The organism is Alphaproteobacteria bacterium (assembly GCA_017308135.1).
Lineage (GTDB): Bacteria > Pseudomonadota > Alphaproteobacteria > CACIAM-22H2 > CACIAM-22H2 > Tagaea.
In genome coordinates, this window is record JAFKFM010000006.1 from 169,137 (window position 1) to 184,349 (window position 15,213).

Genomic DNA, 15,213 nt, shown 5'->3' on the forward strand with positions numbered 1-15,213 from the left:
GATGGCGCAGCATTTTTGCGTCGCGTCGTGACCTTATGTCGCAGCGCCGCCAGGGACGCCAATATCATCTGCGCCGCCACGGGGCGATCCATCGCCGCACGGTATCGCGCACCGCGCGGGCCGTTTCCCGCGCGACGCGCAACGCCGCCAGCGCGCCCGGCAGGGTCATCAACGCGGCATAGAGCTTCGCGCGCAACGCCAGTACCGCGTGATGCAGCCACGCATACCACGGGATCGACAGCAATTTCGGCGTTGCGATCGCGTGCAGGCGCAAGATCACCGCGAACTCGAACGCCTTGGCGGCGAGCAGCAGGGCGAGCCCCGGCCAGAACTTGCCCGTCGCCATCCACCACAGCGCGACCGCCTTGGGCGGCTCCAGCAACACGACGGGCACGGCCAGCACGAGCAAGGCGCCGTATGCCGGTAACGCGGCGATCGCCTGCTCCACGCGATGCCAGAAGGCGAGCTTCGCCAGCAGGTTGAGAATGGGCGCGATCGCCCACATGACCAGATCGGCGAGGAGGAAGTAGAGCACGGCCGGGATCGCGAATAACGCGCGCGCCAAACGCCCCAAGAAATGGCCGAGACCGGAAAACATGCGCCGCAAAACTACCATGCGAATTCGGCGAATAGGGGGCGCGATTTACCGAAGCGAAACATCTGCCATAGTATGTTCGGCGTTCCGCCGAAGACGGATGGAGACGCCTTTGCTCGCCCCCGCTTTGCCCCCCGACGACGACGAACGCCTGCGGCTTTTGGCCGATCTGGCGATCCTCGACTCGCCGCCCGAAGAGCAATTCGACCGCATCGTGCGGCTCGCCAAAAAGATGTTCGACGTGCCGATCGCGCTGGTGAGCTTGGTCGACGCGAACCGGCAATGGTTCAAGGCCTGTATCGGCCTGCCGGTGCGCGAAACCGGGCGCGACGTGTCGTTTTGCGGCCACGCGATTTTGGGCGACGAGATTTTCGTGGTCGAAGACACTTACGATGATCCGCGCTTCGCCGATAATCCGCTGGTGATCGGCGCGCCGTTCATCCGCTTCTATGCGGGCCAGCCGCTGCGCGTCGCGGGCGGCCTTAAGATCGGCACGCTTTGTATCATCGATACCGCACCGCGCGATTTCCCCGCCGAAGATCGCGCGGCGCTACGCGATCTTGCCGCCGTGCTGGAACGCGAACTGGCGGCGATGCATTTAGCGACGGTCGACGAGTTGACCGGCTTGACGAACCGGCGCGGCTTCGCGGCGCAAGGCCAAAAGGCGTTTAGCCTGGCGCGGCGCTTGAAGCTGCCGATGGCCGCAATCGCCTTCGACCTCGACAAGTTCAAAGCGATCAACGACACCTACGGTCACGCGACCGGCGATGCGGCGTTGCGCGTGTTCGCCGACGCGCTGCGCCGTTCGGTGCGCGATGCCGACGTAACGGCAAGGCTGGGCGGCGACGAGTTCGCGGCGTTGCTGATCGATTGTCCGGCCGACCGGATCGACGCGGTGATCGCGCGCATCCGGACGCTTATCGTCGCGCGCGTCACGGAAACGGGTTTCCCCGCCGCCATCGAATTCAGCGCGGGCTTCGCCGCGATCGACGCCGATGCCGCCGCGGATTTCGACGCGGCGATGGCGCAAGCCGATGCGGAAATGTACCGGCGGAAAAACGCGCGCAAAGCCGCGCGCGGCGCTTAGCCGCGCAGGCCCGGCGCTTCCTGGCCCGTGCGCGCGACGTATTCGACATAACCGCCGTCGTAGCGATGCACGCCGTCGGGCGTGATTTCGAGCACGCGGTTGGACAAAGCCGCCAGGAAATGCCGGTCGTGGGAGACGAACAGCATCGTCCCTTCGTAATCGGCCAAGGCCGCGATCAGCATTTCCTTGGTCGCGATGTCGAGATGGTTCGTCGGCTCGTCGAGCACCAGGAAATTCGGCGGATCGTAGAGCATCAACGCCATCACGAGGCGCGCCTTCTCGCCGCCCGACAACACGCGGCAGCGCTTCTCCACATCGTCGCCCGAGAAGCCGAAGCAACCGGCGAGCGTGCGCAAACTGCCTTGGCCCGCGCGCGGAAACGCGTTCGAGAGCTGTTCGAAAACCGTGTTGTCGCCGTCGAGCAATTCCATCGCGTGCTGGGCGAAATAGCCGAGCTTGACCGAACCGCCGAGCGTGACGATGCCCGCATCGGGCTCGGTCGAACCGGTGACGAGTTTCAATAGCGTCGACTTGCCGGCCCCGTTGACACCCATCACGCACCAACGCTCCTTGCGCCGGATCATCAGGTCGAAACCGTCGTAGATCTTCTTCGCGCCGTAGGCTTTGGCCACGCCCTTCAACGTCACGACATCGTCGCCCGAGCGCGGCGGGGCGGGAAAATCGAACGCGACGGTCTGGCGGCGGCGCGGCGGCTCGATCTTCTCGATCTTGTCGAGCTTCTTCACCCGGCTTTGCACCTGGGCGGCGTGGCTGGCGCGCGCCTTGAAACGCTCGATGAATTTGATTTCCTTGGCCAGCATCGCCTGCTGGCGCTCGAACTGCGCCTGCTGCTGCTTTTCGTTCTGCGCGCGCTGGGCTTCGTAGAATTCGTAGTCGCCGGAATAGGTGTTGAGAGTACCGCCGTCGATCTCGACGATCTTGCCGACGACGCGGTTCATGAAGGCGCGATCATGCGCGGTCATCATCAACGCGCCGTCATAATTCTTCAGGAACGCTTCCAGCCAGATGATGCTTTCGATGTCGAGATGGTTGCTGGGCTCGTCGAGCAGCATCACGTCGGGCCGCATCAGCAGAATGCGCGCGAGTGCCACGCGCATCTTCCAGCCACCCGACAGCATGCCCACATCGCCGTCCATCATCTCCTGGCTGAAGCCGAGCCCCGCCAGGGTTTCGCGCGCGCGCGCGTCGAGCGCGTAGCCGCCCAACTCCTCGAACCGCGCTTGGACCTCGCCGAAGCGTTCGACCAGCGTGTCGAGTTCGTCGGCGTGATCGGGATCGCCCATTTTGGCTTCGAGGCTGCGCAGCTCCGCCGCGACTTCCGACACGGGGCCCGCCCCATCCATCGTTTCGGCGACGGCGCTGCGCCCGGACATTTCGCCCACATCCTGGCTGAAATAACCGATCGTGGTGCCGCGCTCGACCATCACCTGGCCTTCGTCCGGCGGCTCTTGGCCCGCGATCAGGCGGAAGATCGTCGTCTTGCCCGCCCCGTTGGGGCCGACAAGGCCGATCTTCTCGCCGCGATTGAGGACGGCCGACGCCTCGATGAACAGAATTTGCGCGCCGTTGCGCTTGGAGATGTTGTCGAGGCGGATCATGTGTCGCGGGCGTTCCAAAAGAAACGCCGGGCGGGGCGCCCGGCGCGTCGAGGCCGCGCTTAAATCACGTTAGGGCGCTTGCGTCCAGACCGGCGGCGGGCGCCGCGACACGCGCGGATTCAATCGTTCGGCCGGCCGGTCAAGGCGAGCCGTGCGGCCAAGCCGATAAAGAACACGCCCGCGATCCCGTCGAGCCAGCTTCCGAAGCGCGTCCGGGCGAGCCAGCCCGACGCTTTGCCGGCGGCGAGCCCGACCGCGAGCAGGAACGTCAAGCCGATGGCGTTATGGATGCAGCCGAGCAGGAACACCTGAAGCCCGACATGCCCCAATTGCACGCTGACGAATTGGGGCAGCAGCGCCAAATAGAAGACGATGACTTTCGGGTTCAGAATATTCGTGAAGAACCCGCGCAAGAAAACCCGCCACACGGAGACGTCTTGGATTTTCTGCGCGAGTGCCGCCGATCGGTCGTTGCGCAAGAACGATCGGATCGCTTGAACGCCGAGCCAGGCGAGATACAAGGCGCCGGCGATTTTCATCGTCTCGAACGCGACGGGCGAAGCCGCGATCACCGCCGATACGCCGAGTGCCGCGAAGATCGCGTGAAAAAACGAACCGGCGCCGATGCCGAGCGCCGACGCGACGGCGCCCTTCGCCTTGTGCCGCATGCCGCTCGCGACGACGAACATCGTGTCCGGCCCCGGCGAAAACGCCAAAGCCGCCGCCAGGACGATGTAAGCGGCGGTCAGGCTAGGATCGAGCATCGCGCAATTTCCTTCGAGATTTACCAATGTCCTGGCTGAAATAACCCATGGCAGGGCAAGCTTCGGCCTTCGCCCGGCGCATCGAGGTCGCGCTTAAATCACGTTCGGGCGCGTGCGTCCACATCGACTGCGAATCAAACTCGTTCCAGTCCGAAACAGTCGCTGCGCGACAAATCGACGCTCTTTGGAATTACGGGACCGCCCCCTATGGTATCGCGGTTGTGGTCGAATAAATACGAAACGCAATGACCTTCTCGCGAACCACCACGAAATACGCATTTGCCGGTTTCATCGTGAGCGCGGTTCTTTCCACGTTCGCGAGCCTTATGGCGATGCGCGAATGGCAGAACGAAACCGCGAGGAACATCGATTCGTTCCACAGCATCGCGCAGACCGTGGCACGATCCGTCGGCAGCAAGGTCGCGTTGCGATTGCGCGGCTTGTCGGTGCTCCACGACGCGATACGCAACGGATCGGTTGCGATCGGCGGGAGTTTCGAAACCGCCGCAGCACTCGTCGACGGAAGTTCCGGGGGTTATTTGGCCGTCAACTGGATCGACGCGGAACGCCGGATCGTTCAAGTGTGGCCCGAAGCGCCCAATCGCAACGCCCTGGGCCGAATCGTCGGGCAAAGCCCCGCGGTTATGGCGCTGCTCGAAGACGCCGCGCGAAGCGACGCGCCGCGCGCCACGGGCGTCGTCGATTTGTTTCAGGGCGGACAAGGTGTGGCCGTCTATTACCCGATCCGGCGGGACGGCGCGTTCGACGGATATCTGAATGCTGTCTTCCGGCTCGGCGATCTCGACGCGGATCTGCTCGCGATCGTGCCCGACGGGCTGACGCTGCACTTCGCCGATCCGGGTCATCCGGCCGTCCATCCGCAAACGGTGATGCAGACCGCCGAAGGATATCTGCTGTCCTTCCACCAGCGCCTGTTGAATCAGACCTTTCACATCGACGTCGCGTTGGCCCGTAGCGAGGGACGGACGAGCGATCGCTACCTGTATCTCGGCTGGGAAATATTCCTTTGCGGTCTGATCGGCCTGACGTTGAGCGTCTATCTGATCTGGTCGCGCCGCGCCCGCGCGGAGGAAGCGCTGCTTGCGAGCATCCTGCGCTCGAGCCCGATCGCGTTCGTCTGCGTCGACCGAAGCGGCGCCATCGTGAAATTCAATCCGGCGGCCGAAGCGATGTTCGGATTGAAATCGTCGGAGATGATTTCGAGATCGATCGAAACGCTCGTCCCGAAGGAGGGCCGCGCGAAACACAAGGAGCTGGTCGCCGATTTCCTCCGCTCCGATGTCGAACATATGTTCATGGGCGATTGGCGGAAAATCGTCGCCGTGCGCGCGGACGGCTCGCAGTTCCCCGTTTCGATTCTGCTGACGAAAGCGGTGGTCGATGGCGATTCGATCACGACCGCGATGCTGACGGATATGACCGACGAGCAGAACCGTCAGCGCGATCTTATGCGGCTCGTCACCGACCGCGCCGACGCAGCCCAACGGGCCGAGACGGCCAACCGCGCGAAATCAATGTTTCTCGCCTCGATGAGCCACGAGCTCAGAACGCCGCTGAACGCCATTATCGGCTTTTCTGATCTGATAAACCGCGAGATTTTCGGGCGGATCGAACCGCCGAAATATCGCGCGTATCTCAAGGATATCCACGAAAGCGCGCAAGGGCTGCTGGCGCTCATCAACGACATTCTCGACTACTCGAAAATGGAGGATGGCGAGCGGAATCTCGTCCGGGATCCTTTCGAGATCGACGGCATCGTCGAACCGGCGATCCGGACCGTCGCGGGCATCGCGGGCGACCGGAACATCGCCATCCTCTTCGATCGCGGGGACGCGTCGCCGATCGCATTGGGCGACGCGCGCGCGACGCGGCAGGTGCTTCTCAATCTGTTATCGAACGCGATCAAGTTCTCGCCGAACGGCGCGACCGTAACCGTCAGAAGCGGAGTCGACGAAGCCCGGCGCGAGACTTTCGTCGAGGTCAAGGACAATGGCCCCGGGATTTCACAGAAGGATCTGGCCAATCTTGGCAAGCCCTTCTATCAGGCGCGCGACAACAGCTTCGTCGCCGTGCAAGGCACGGGGCTCGGTCTTGCGATCTGCTTCGGGTTGATGCGATCGATGGGCGGCCGGATCGACATCCAATCGGTCGTCGGCCACGGCACGACGGCGCGCGCCGTCTTCAAAGCGCCCGAAAAGGCCTGAGGCTCCGGCGATGCCTCGGCGCAGAAGCGGCACTTAAATAACGCTAAGGCGCTTGCGTCTAGATTGGCGGGACGGGCTCGATCCCGCCGAGGATCGGCACCTCGCCGAAGGGGCTATCCTTGATTATGGGCGCCATTTTTCATCCATAATCAACTTTAGCCGACAGAGTTGATTATGGAGGCGGCCGGAGGACGTATTCGCACTCGTGGCGCACGGATTGGCGGCGTATACTCATGGTGGCTTTCATAATTCCTTGCGAGGTTTTATGAGTATCCGCCTGCACAGTCGGAGAGCACATATACGACGCCACCCATCCGGTAAGGCCGTTCTCGTACGCGCGTGCGTCGTCACATGCGAAACCGGCTCGAACGAACCCGGCAAAAGGTGTGCAACGACCTGCCCACGCTGTGACGCCAAAATCGTGAGTTTGAGAATGCCCAATAAGGGCTGGGTACACTACGAACGTGATATGTCGCGCATCAAGCATGCGTGCTTCAATAGAGGCGAAGGACTAGGCAAGGGTCGAGACGGAGAGACGATCGATCTCTTCCTATCTAAGGGCTCTGACGCAACGAAGTCATAGCTGATCAAATACTGATCCCATGCGAGGGCTAAAAAGGCGATCGTATGTCTTGAGCAAATAGCCGTCTGTCATTCCTGCAACATAGTCACAAATCACACGCAAATCTTCGCCGCTCGCGACATATTCTTTATATGCGTCGCGCGGCAAGAAGGATCTTGGATCAGATTGCATCGCCTCGAACACCGAGACGACCATTTTTTGGCCTTTGAACTCAAGATGCTGGACGTTTGGACTCGTAATTACTTCCGCCACGATTAGATCTTGAAGTGCGCTGAGAAAATCACGATCGCTTTTTGGAACTCCGGCGCGAAAACTCAGAATGGGGTCTTCAAACCCATCGCTAGTGTCAATACGAGTGCTAACAATGAAGTAATGGACAAGGCGTCCGATCGACCTCTTTCGGCCTCCACCTTCTCCGAATAATCCATTCACAAACGATTCGAACGCGGAAGCCTCATCAATATTTTTCTCGGGGTATCGCTGCATCAAAGAATACAGAAAGGGGCCACACTTTTCTGGAGTAATTGCCTGACGGAAAGTACGCTCCGAAATCAGCCCTAATGCGATGGCATCCTCAAGGTCGTGGACACCATATGCAATGTCATCTGCAACATCCATGATGCTGCAATCGAAGGACTTGTGTGTTGGCTTCGAGTGTTTCCCTTCAATTGACTTGACCGCCTGGAAGCTATGTCTGTCTGAGTCGCTAAAAGGCGTCAAGATCCAGTCAACGACATCCCTTTCGCTATCCATAAAGCATTTCGGTGGCTTTGATTTATTTCGATCAAGCAATCGAATCGAAGTGGGCCGCTCATCCATTGCTGGATAGCATCGCGGGTTCTTTACGTCTGAGAACGGTGCTGGGTATTTCAACAAACCCAGCAATGTTCTCCGACAGAGATCAGCCCCATCTTTTTCTGAAAAACTTTCTAACTTAGATAATATTCGAAGGGTTTGGCCGTTGCCCTCAAAACCACCGTTCTTGCGCATGCAGTAGTTTAACGCGACTTCACCCCCATGCCCAAAGGGTGGATGTCCCAAATCATGCGCGAAGCCAATTGCCTGAACCAATTTTTCATCTGGCAGAAAATGCGCGCCCGGATGCGCCGATTGTGACATCCGAAGTTGTCGAACAATACCGCCAGCGATCTGGCCAACTTCTAATGAATGCGTAAGGCGCGTTCGATAGAAATCGCTATCGCCGAGATTTAGGATTTGCGTCTTGCCTTGAAGTCGACGAAATGATGATGAATGTACGATGCGTGAATAGTCAACGTCGTAAGGGCCACGTGAGTCATCGGGCTGTTGAGCCCATTTGCTACGACGCTCAGTCCACGCATCCGACATCGAAACCTCACATTCTCAATTTCTCCGATAGCTCGACCTAAACGTCCAAATTCGCGACCTTGAGCGCGTTTTCGACGATGAAGTCGCGGCGCGGCTCGACCACGTCGCCCATCAGCGTGGCGAACACGCCGTCGGCGTCGGCCGAATCCGCGACCTTCACCTGCAGGAAATGGCGCGCGGCCGGATCGAGCGTCGTCTGCCACAACTGTTCGGGGTTCATCTCGCCCAGGCCCTTGTAGCGCTGGAACGACAGGCCCTTCTTGCCCGCTTCGAGCACCGTATCGATCAGTTTGATCGGCCCGGCGATCTCGACCGTGCCCTTGTCCTTGGTCGAGAGCTTCGCGCGCTTGGCGTAAAGCGCCTGCAGATCGGGCGCCATCTCGACCAAGCGGCGTGCTTCGGCCGAATTGATCGCCACCTGATCGATCGTCGCGCGATCGGTTTCGCCGCGCAGCTTGCGCTCGAAATAAAGCCCCTGATCGGTGACGGCCCCGGTCCAGCCGCGATCGGTTTCGGCGGAAAGCACGTTGAGGCGCGTGGCGATGAATTTGGCGATCTGATCGGCGGTCGCGCGATCGGCGAGCAGATTGGGATCGAGCGCCCCCGCGATCGCCGCCTGTTCGACCACGTCGCGATTGCCCACGCGGCGCACCAGCGCCTGGATCATCGCCTTGGCGGCGCGCGCGCGCTCGACGGCACCGCGCAGATCTTCGCCCGCACGCTGGCTGCCGTCGGCACCCACCGTCAACACCGCGCCGTCGATACCGCCGGCGATGAGGTAATCCTCCATCGCGCGCTCGTCCTTCAAATAGACTTCGGACGAATTCTTCTTGACCTTATAGAGCGGCGGCTGGGCGATGTAGATATAGCCCGCCTCCAGCAACGCGCGCATTTGGCGATAGAAGAACGTGAGCAACAGCGTGCGGATATGGCTGCCGTCCACGTCGGCGTCGGTCATGATGACGATCTTGTGGTAGCGGCACTTGGTAACGTCGAATTCCTCGCTGCCGATGCCCGTGCCGATCGCCGTCACCAGCGTGCCGATTTCGGCCGAGGACAACATCTTGTCGAGGCGCGCGCGCTCCACATTCAGGATCTTGCCCTTGATCGGCAGGATCGCCTGATTGACGCGGTTGCGCCCCTGCTTGGCCGAGCCGCCGGCCGAGTCACCCTCGACGATGAAGAGTTCCGACTTGGCCGGATCGCGTTCCTGGCAATCGGCGAGCTTGCCGGGGAGCGAGGCCATATCGAGTGCCCCCTTGCGGCGCGTCAGTTCGCGCGCGCGGCGCGCCGCTTCGCGCGCGGTCGCGGCCTCGACGATCTTCTGCACGATGCGCTTGGCGCCGGCGGGATGTTCCTCGAACCATTGCTGGAACTTGTCGGTGCACACGGTTTCCACGACCGGGCGCACTTCCGAGGAGACCAGCTTGTCCTTGGTCTGCGACGAGAATTTGGGATCGGGCACTTTGACAGACAATACGCAAGTGAGGCCTTCGCGCGCGTCGTCGCCGGTCAGCGCCACCTTGTCCTTCTTGCCCGCCATGTCGGCGGCCATTTTCACGATCGTGCGCGTGAGCGCGGCGCGGAAACCGGCCAAGTGCGTGCCGCCATCCTTCTGCGGAATGTTGTTCGTGAAGCAGAGCACGGTCTCGTGATAGGCGTCTGTCCATTCCATCGAGACTTCGACGGAAATGCCGTCCTTCTCGCCCTTCACCGAAATCGGCGCGTGCAGCGCCTGTTTGGAACGGTCGAGATATTTGACGAAGGCTTCGATACCGCCTTCGTAGAACAGCTCGACGCGCTTGGGCTCGACATGGCGCTCGTCCGACAGGATGAGCTTCACGCCCGAATTCAGGAAGGCGAGTTCGCGCAAACGATGTTCGAGCGTTTCGAAATCGAACACGGTTTTGGTGAAGGTTTCCTTCGACGGCAGGAAGGTGACTTCCGTACCCCGCTTGTCGCCGGCGGGGCCCATTTCGGCGAGCGGGGCGACCGCTTCGCCATGCTTGAATTCCATCTGGTGGGCCTTGCCGCCGCGCCAGATTTTCAGCACCAGCTTTTCGGACAGCGCGTTGACGACCGAAACGCCGACGCCGTGCAAGCCCCCGGAGACCTTGTAGGAATTCTGGTCGAATTTCCCGCCGGCGTGCAGCTGCGTCATGATGACTTCGGCCGCGGACACGCCTTCCTCGGCGTGGATATCGGTCGGAATGCCGCGCCCGTTGTCGCGCACCGTGGCCGAACCGTCGGCGTTGAGCGTCACCTCGACCGCGTCGCACCAGCCCGCCAGCGCTTCGTCGATCGCGTTGTCGACGACTTCGTAGACCATGTGATGCAGGCCCGAGCCGTCGTCGGTGTCGCCGATATACATGCCCGGGCGCTTGCGCACGGCGTCGAGCCCGCGCAGCACCTTGATGGAATCGGCGCCATAGGCGGCCGTGGCGTCGTCGATATTTTGGGGAACGGCGGTCATGGTGTGCCTCGATGCGGATCGCAAACGCCGTCCTGGACGGCGAAGAAAACGGCGCGTTCGCGCAACAGCGCGAAAGCGTCGGGGTCGGCCCCGGTCGCCCAATACTGGGCGCCCAAAGCGTCGAGTTCGTCGAACAACGCCGCCCTTCGGACGGGGTCGAGATGCGCGCAGATTTCGTCGAGCAGCAGGATCGGCGGATGGCCGCGCTCGGCCGAAAGCTCGCGCGCATAGGCGAGTACCAGCGAGATCAGAAGCGCCTTCTGCTCGCCGGTCGAAAGATATTCGGCGGCGGTGTCCTTCGCCGCCCAATGGGCGCGCAGATCGCCGCGATGGGGCCCGAACGCGGTCGACCCGCTGTCGGCGTCGGCCTGTCGGTTCGCCGCCAGAATTTCGCGCGCGCGATCCTCGGCGGCCAAAGCCGGCATTTCGGCGACCAGCGTTTCGATCGCACCGGTCAGCGTCAGGTCCGGTGCGGGGAATGCGCCGATATTCGCCTTCACCGCGCGGGCGAGGCGCGCGACCGTTTGGCCGCGCGCGATGGCGATGGCGATGCCGTGCCGGGCGAGCGAATCCTCCAGCGCCGCGAACCACGCATCGTCGCGATTGCCGTCGGCGAGCAGCCGCGCGCGTTCGCGCATCGAATACTCGTAGGCCGACACGCGGCCCGCATGCTCGGGATCGAAACCGTAGACGAGCCGGTCGAGGAAGCGGCGGCGCGCGCCCGGCCCCTCGGCGAACAGGCGATCCATTTCCGGCAGCAGCCAGATCACGGAGAGGTGCTCGGCGAATTCCTGCTGGCCGCGCACCGGCCGGCCATCGACGCGTAAGATTCGTTTGTCGCCCTCGCCGCGCCCTGTACCCAGGCGGATTTCATCTTCGCCCTTGAACACTTGCGCGGCGACCGCCCAGGCGGCGGTCGCACCCCGGCGCTCGGGCTCCGTCACCCGGGCACGGCGCAAGCCCTTGCCGGGGGCGAGGAACGAGATCGCTTCCAGGATATTCGTCTTACCCGCCCCGTTGGGGCCGACCAGCGCCACCGGATGCGCGCCCGGTTCGAGGCGCAATTCGGCGTAGGAGCGGAATTGCGCGAGATCGAGACGCGCGACCGCCGCGGCCGCCTTCGCGGGGCCGGGCGACGGGTTGGCGTGGGCGAGACGGACGCTCAATCCCCTCACACGCGCATCGGCATGAGGACGTAGAGCGCGCTTTGATCGGCGGAATCGGTCACCACGGTCGGCGAGGCGGCGTCGGCCATTTTGAACGTCGCGTTCTCGCCTTCGATCTGCTCGGCGATGTCGAGCAGATAGCGCGCGTTAAACCCGATTTCGATCGCCGCACCCTGATAGCCGACTTCGATCTCCTCGTTCGCCGAACCCGCTTCGGCCGAATTGGCCGACAGCGCCAGCGTGCCCTTGGTCAGCGCCATTTTCACGGCGCGCGACTTTTCGGTCGAAATCGTCGCGACGCGATCGACGGCGGCGGCGAACTCGTTGCAGTTCACCTCCATCGTCTTGTCGTTGCCCGACGGGATGACGCGCTCGTAATCCGGGAAGGCGCCGTCGATCAGCTTGGAGGTCAGCACCGCGTCGCCGAAGGCGAAGCGCACGCGCGTGTCGGACAGCGACACTTCGACCGCCCCGTCGACCTCGTCGATCAGCTTGCGCACTTCCATCACCGTCTTGCGCGGCAGGATGACGCCGGGAATGTTTTCGGCCCCCGCCGGCAGCGGCATTTGGATGCGGGCCAAGCGATGCCCGTCGGTCGCGACGGCGCGCAGCACCTTCACGCCGTCGGCGGCGGTCGAGTGCAGGAAAATGCCGTTGAGGTAGTAGCGCGTTTCCTCGGTCGAGATCGCGAAGCGCGTCTTGTCGATCAGCTGCTTCAACTCGGGCGCGCCGAGTTCGAATTTATGCGGGAGGTCCCCCGACGCCATTTTCGGGAAATCGTCGGCCGGCAATGCGGCCAGCGCAAAGGTCGAACGGCCCGCGCGCAACGAAACCTGGCCCTTGCCCGCATCCCATTCGAGGCCGACCTGGCTGCCTTCGGGCAGCTTGCGCACGATTTCGTAGAACGTATGCGCCTGAACGGTCGTCGTGCCGGGCTTGGCGACTTCCGCCGAGACGGTTTCGACGAAGGCCACGTCCATGTCGGTCGCGGTCAGCGCGAGGGCGCCTTTGGCCGACGCGTCGAGCAGCACGTTCGACAGAATGGGGATCGTGTTGCGCCGTTCGACGACGCTTTGGATATGGCCAAGGGCCTTGAGCAGGGCCGCGCGCTCGATCGTGATTTTCATAGGGGCGTGGGCTTTGCGATATGGGGTTTGGCGAATCGAAATTTCGGGTTTCGAGTATACCAAACCGCGCGCGAAGCAAAAGCTCCGCGAACGCCGAAAAAACCTTGGAAAACCGCGTTATTTCAGCGCTTTGCGCGCCGTCTCCACGACCGCGAGGCGGATCGCCGCCAATTGCGCGCGCAAGCCCATCGACGCGAGCTGGGCGGGGTCCGATTCCGGGTCTTTCTTCAGCAATCCCGCAACCATTTCGGGTGTGCGCGGCAGATGGACGAAGCCGCAGGGCACGCCCTTCCCCAGGCGCGCGAGCAGCCCGTAAAGGGCGGCATTGCACAGGAAACGGCCGGGATCGTCCGACACGCGCGCCGGGATGCCGGCGGCGAGCAACGCCTTACGGATCGCCGGGATCGGGAAGGTCGAGGCGCGTGTCGCCGGGCCCGCCTTGTCGATCTTGCCTTTGCGCTTCTTGCCGTCGTTGTCGGGGATCCGGAAATCGAGCTCGTTATAGGCCGTGCTCTCGAGCCGGATCACGCTCTCGCGCTCGGCCAAGCCCAAAGCCACGACGGCGATCGGCTTCACCTCGGCCAAGGCCGTGTCGAGCGCTTCGTCGATCTTGGCGAGCGACACGGGCAGGATGCGCGCTTCGATGCGCGCATCGCCCGCCCATTCGCCGTCCAGCCGCGTCGCGATGGCTTGCGACGGGTTGAAGCGATGGCCGCCGAAGACCTCGAACCCCGTCAGCAGAATGCGCGGGTGGCGCGCCATGCGGGATTACGCTTCCAGCATCCGGCGCAGCAACTCGATATCCTCGCTGAACGCGATATCGGAGCCGCGCAGTTCCTCGATCTTGCGCACCGCGTGCATCACCGTGGTGTGGTCGCGCCCGCCGAATTTGCGGCCGATTTCCGGCAGCGAACGGCTTGTGAGCTGCTTGGCGAGATACATCGCGACCTGCCGGGGCCGCGCCACCGCGCGCGCGCGGCGGGGCGAATGCATGTCGGCCAGGCGGATCGCGAAATGCTCGGCGACCTTCTTCTGGATTTCCTCGATCGTCACGCGGCGATCGGAGGCGCGCAGAATATCGTGCAGCACTTCCTGCGCGCCCTCGAGGCTGATCGGCCGGCCGATCAACGTGGCATGCGCCACGATGCGGTTCAGCGAGCCTTCGAGTTCGCGCACATTCGCCACGATCTTGTGGGCGAGGAATTCGAGCACCTTCGGCGGCACGATCGTGCCGAGCTTCTCGGCCTTCGTTTCCAGAATGCCGAGGCGCAATTCATAGGTCGTCGGGTGGATGTCGGCGACGAGGCCCCAGCCCAGGCGCGAACGCACGCGGTCTTCGAGGCCTTCGAGATCGGCCGGCGATTTATCCGCCGACAGCACGATCTGCTTGTTCTGATCGACCAGCGCGTTGAACGTGTGGAAGAACTCTTCCTGCGTCGCGTCCTTGCCGGAGATGAACTGGACGTCGTCGACCAGCAGCACGTCGACCGAGCGGAATTGCTCCTTGAAGGACATCGTGTCCTTGAAGCGCATCGCGCGGATGAACTGGTACATGAACTTCTCGGCCGAGAGATAGACGACCCGGCGCGAGGGATGCTTCTTGCGGATATGCCACGCGATCGCGTGCATCAGATGGGTCTTGCCCAGACCCACGCCGCCGTAAAGGAACAGCGGGTTGAACGGCACCTTGGCTTCTTCGGCCACACGCTTGGCGGCGGCGGCGGCGAATTCGTTCGACTTGCCGGTGACGAAGCTTTGGAAGGTGAAGCGCGGATCCAGCGGTGCGCCGAAATCCTCGACGTCGTCCTGACCCGCGCGCGCGACCGCCGGGGCGGGCGGGGCCATGCCGACACGCGAGGACGGCGACGACGCCTGGGTGCGCGCACCCTGGGTGGTGACGAACAGCGACGAGCCGGGGCCCGGCTGCGCGGTCGACGAGGACTGCATCGGCGGGGCGGCCATCTGGACGATGACCTCGATCAGACGGATGGCCTTGTTCTCGGCCCGCCATAGCGACTTGATGCGGTCGGCGTAATGCTGGCGCACCCAGTCCTGCATAAAGCGGGTAGGTACGGCGATACGCACCACGCCGTCTTCCTGGCTCACCAGGGTCAAGGGCTTCAGCCACGAACGATAGGCCGCTTCGCCGAATTCCACCTTCAGACGGGCGCGCACGCGCACCCATTGGGCTTCCAGGCTGGGACCGTTATCGGAAGGACGCATCATC

Annotated in this window: 11 protein-coding genes; 2 read left to right on the forward strand and 9 right to left on the reverse strand. The window is 62.7% G+C overall.

Annotated features, from left to right (window positions below; translation table 11 throughout):
* Window positions 1-64: 64 nt before the first annotated feature.
* Window positions 65-598, reverse strand: a complete 534-nt coding sequence (locus J0H39_01065; GenBank protein ID MBN9495316.1) for a hypothetical protein — start codon at window positions 596-598, stop codon at window positions 65-67.
* A gap of 109 nt (window positions 599-707) precedes the next feature.
* Between J0H39_01065 and J0H39_01070 the strand changes: the two genes are divergently transcribed.
* The gene (locus J0H39_01070; GenBank protein MBN9495317.1) at window positions 708-1,682 is read left to right on the forward strand and encodes a sensor domain-containing diguanylate cyclase; all 975 of its coding nucleotides are present in this window, start codon (window positions 708-710) and stop codon (window positions 1,680-1,682) included.
* On the opposite strand, the gene J0H39_01075 is transcribed toward J0H39_01070, so the two are convergent.
* Window positions 1,679-3,301 carry an ABC-F family ATP-binding cassette domain-containing protein gene (locus J0H39_01075; GenBank protein MBN9495318.1) on the reverse strand — a complete coding sequence of 541 codons (1,623 nt, stop codon included), beginning with the start codon at window positions 3,299-3,301 and terminating at the stop codon, window positions 1,679-1,681. The two genes, J0H39_01070 and J0H39_01075, sit on opposite strands and share 4 nt — an antisense overlap.
* A gap of 119 nt (window positions 3,302-3,420) precedes the next feature.
* Window positions 3,421-4,065 carry a LysE family translocator gene (locus J0H39_01080; GenBank protein MBN9495319.1) on the reverse strand — a complete coding sequence of 215 codons (645 nt, stop codon included), beginning with the start codon at window positions 4,063-4,065 and terminating at the stop codon, window positions 3,421-3,423.
* Between the two features lie 245 nt (window positions 4,066-4,310).
* On the opposite strand from J0H39_01080, the gene J0H39_01085 reads away from it, so the two are divergent.
* The gene (locus J0H39_01085; GenBank protein MBN9495320.1) at window positions 4,311-6,290 is read left to right on the forward strand and encodes a PAS domain S-box protein; all 1,980 of its coding nucleotides are present in this window, start codon (window positions 4,311-4,313) and stop codon (window positions 6,288-6,290) included.
* Between the two features lie 577 nt (window positions 6,291-6,867).
* Here J0H39_01085 and J0H39_01090 read toward each other — a convergent pair.
* The 6 genes from J0H39_01090 to dnaA form a co-directional block, all read right to left on the reverse strand.
* Complete coding sequence (locus J0H39_01090; GenBank protein ID MBN9495321.1) at window positions 6,868-8,220, reverse strand: dGTPase; 1,353 nt, start codon at window positions 8,218-8,220, stop codon at window positions 6,868-6,870.
* A 37-nt stretch (window positions 8,221-8,257) separates the two neighbouring features.
* A complete protein-coding gene (gene gyrB, locus J0H39_01095; GenBank protein ID MBN9495322.1) occupies window positions 8,258-10,693 on the reverse strand; it encodes a DNA topoisomerase (ATP-hydrolyzing) subunit B in 2,436 nt (811 codons plus the stop codon).
* The gene (gene recF, locus J0H39_01100) at window positions 10,690-11,859 is read right to left on the reverse strand and encodes a DNA replication/repair protein RecF (protein ID MBN9495323.1); all 1,170 of its coding nucleotides are present in this window, start codon (window positions 11,857-11,859) and stop codon (window positions 10,690-10,692) included. The genes gyrB and recF overlap by 4 nt, the downstream gene beginning before the upstream one ends.
* Before the next feature lie 5 nt (window positions 11,860-11,864).
* The gene (locus J0H39_01105; protein MBN9495324.1) at window positions 11,865-12,986 is read right to left on the reverse strand and encodes a DNA polymerase III subunit beta; all 1,122 of its coding nucleotides are present in this window, start codon (window positions 12,984-12,986) and stop codon (window positions 11,865-11,867) included.
* 117 nt (window positions 12,987-13,103) lie between these two features.
* Window positions 13,104-13,748, reverse strand: a complete 645-nt coding sequence (locus tag J0H39_01110) for a pyroglutamyl-peptidase I (GenBank protein MBN9495325.1) — start codon at window positions 13,746-13,748, stop codon at window positions 13,104-13,106.
* Window positions 13,749-13,754: 6 nt separating this feature from the next.
* Window positions 13,755-15,209: a chromosomal replication initiator protein DnaA gene (gene dnaA / locus J0H39_01115; GenBank protein ID MBN9495326.1), complete on the reverse strand. Its 1,455-nt coding sequence runs from the start codon at window positions 15,207-15,209 to the stop codon at window positions 13,755-13,757.
* Window positions 15,210-15,213: the final 4 nt, after the last annotated feature.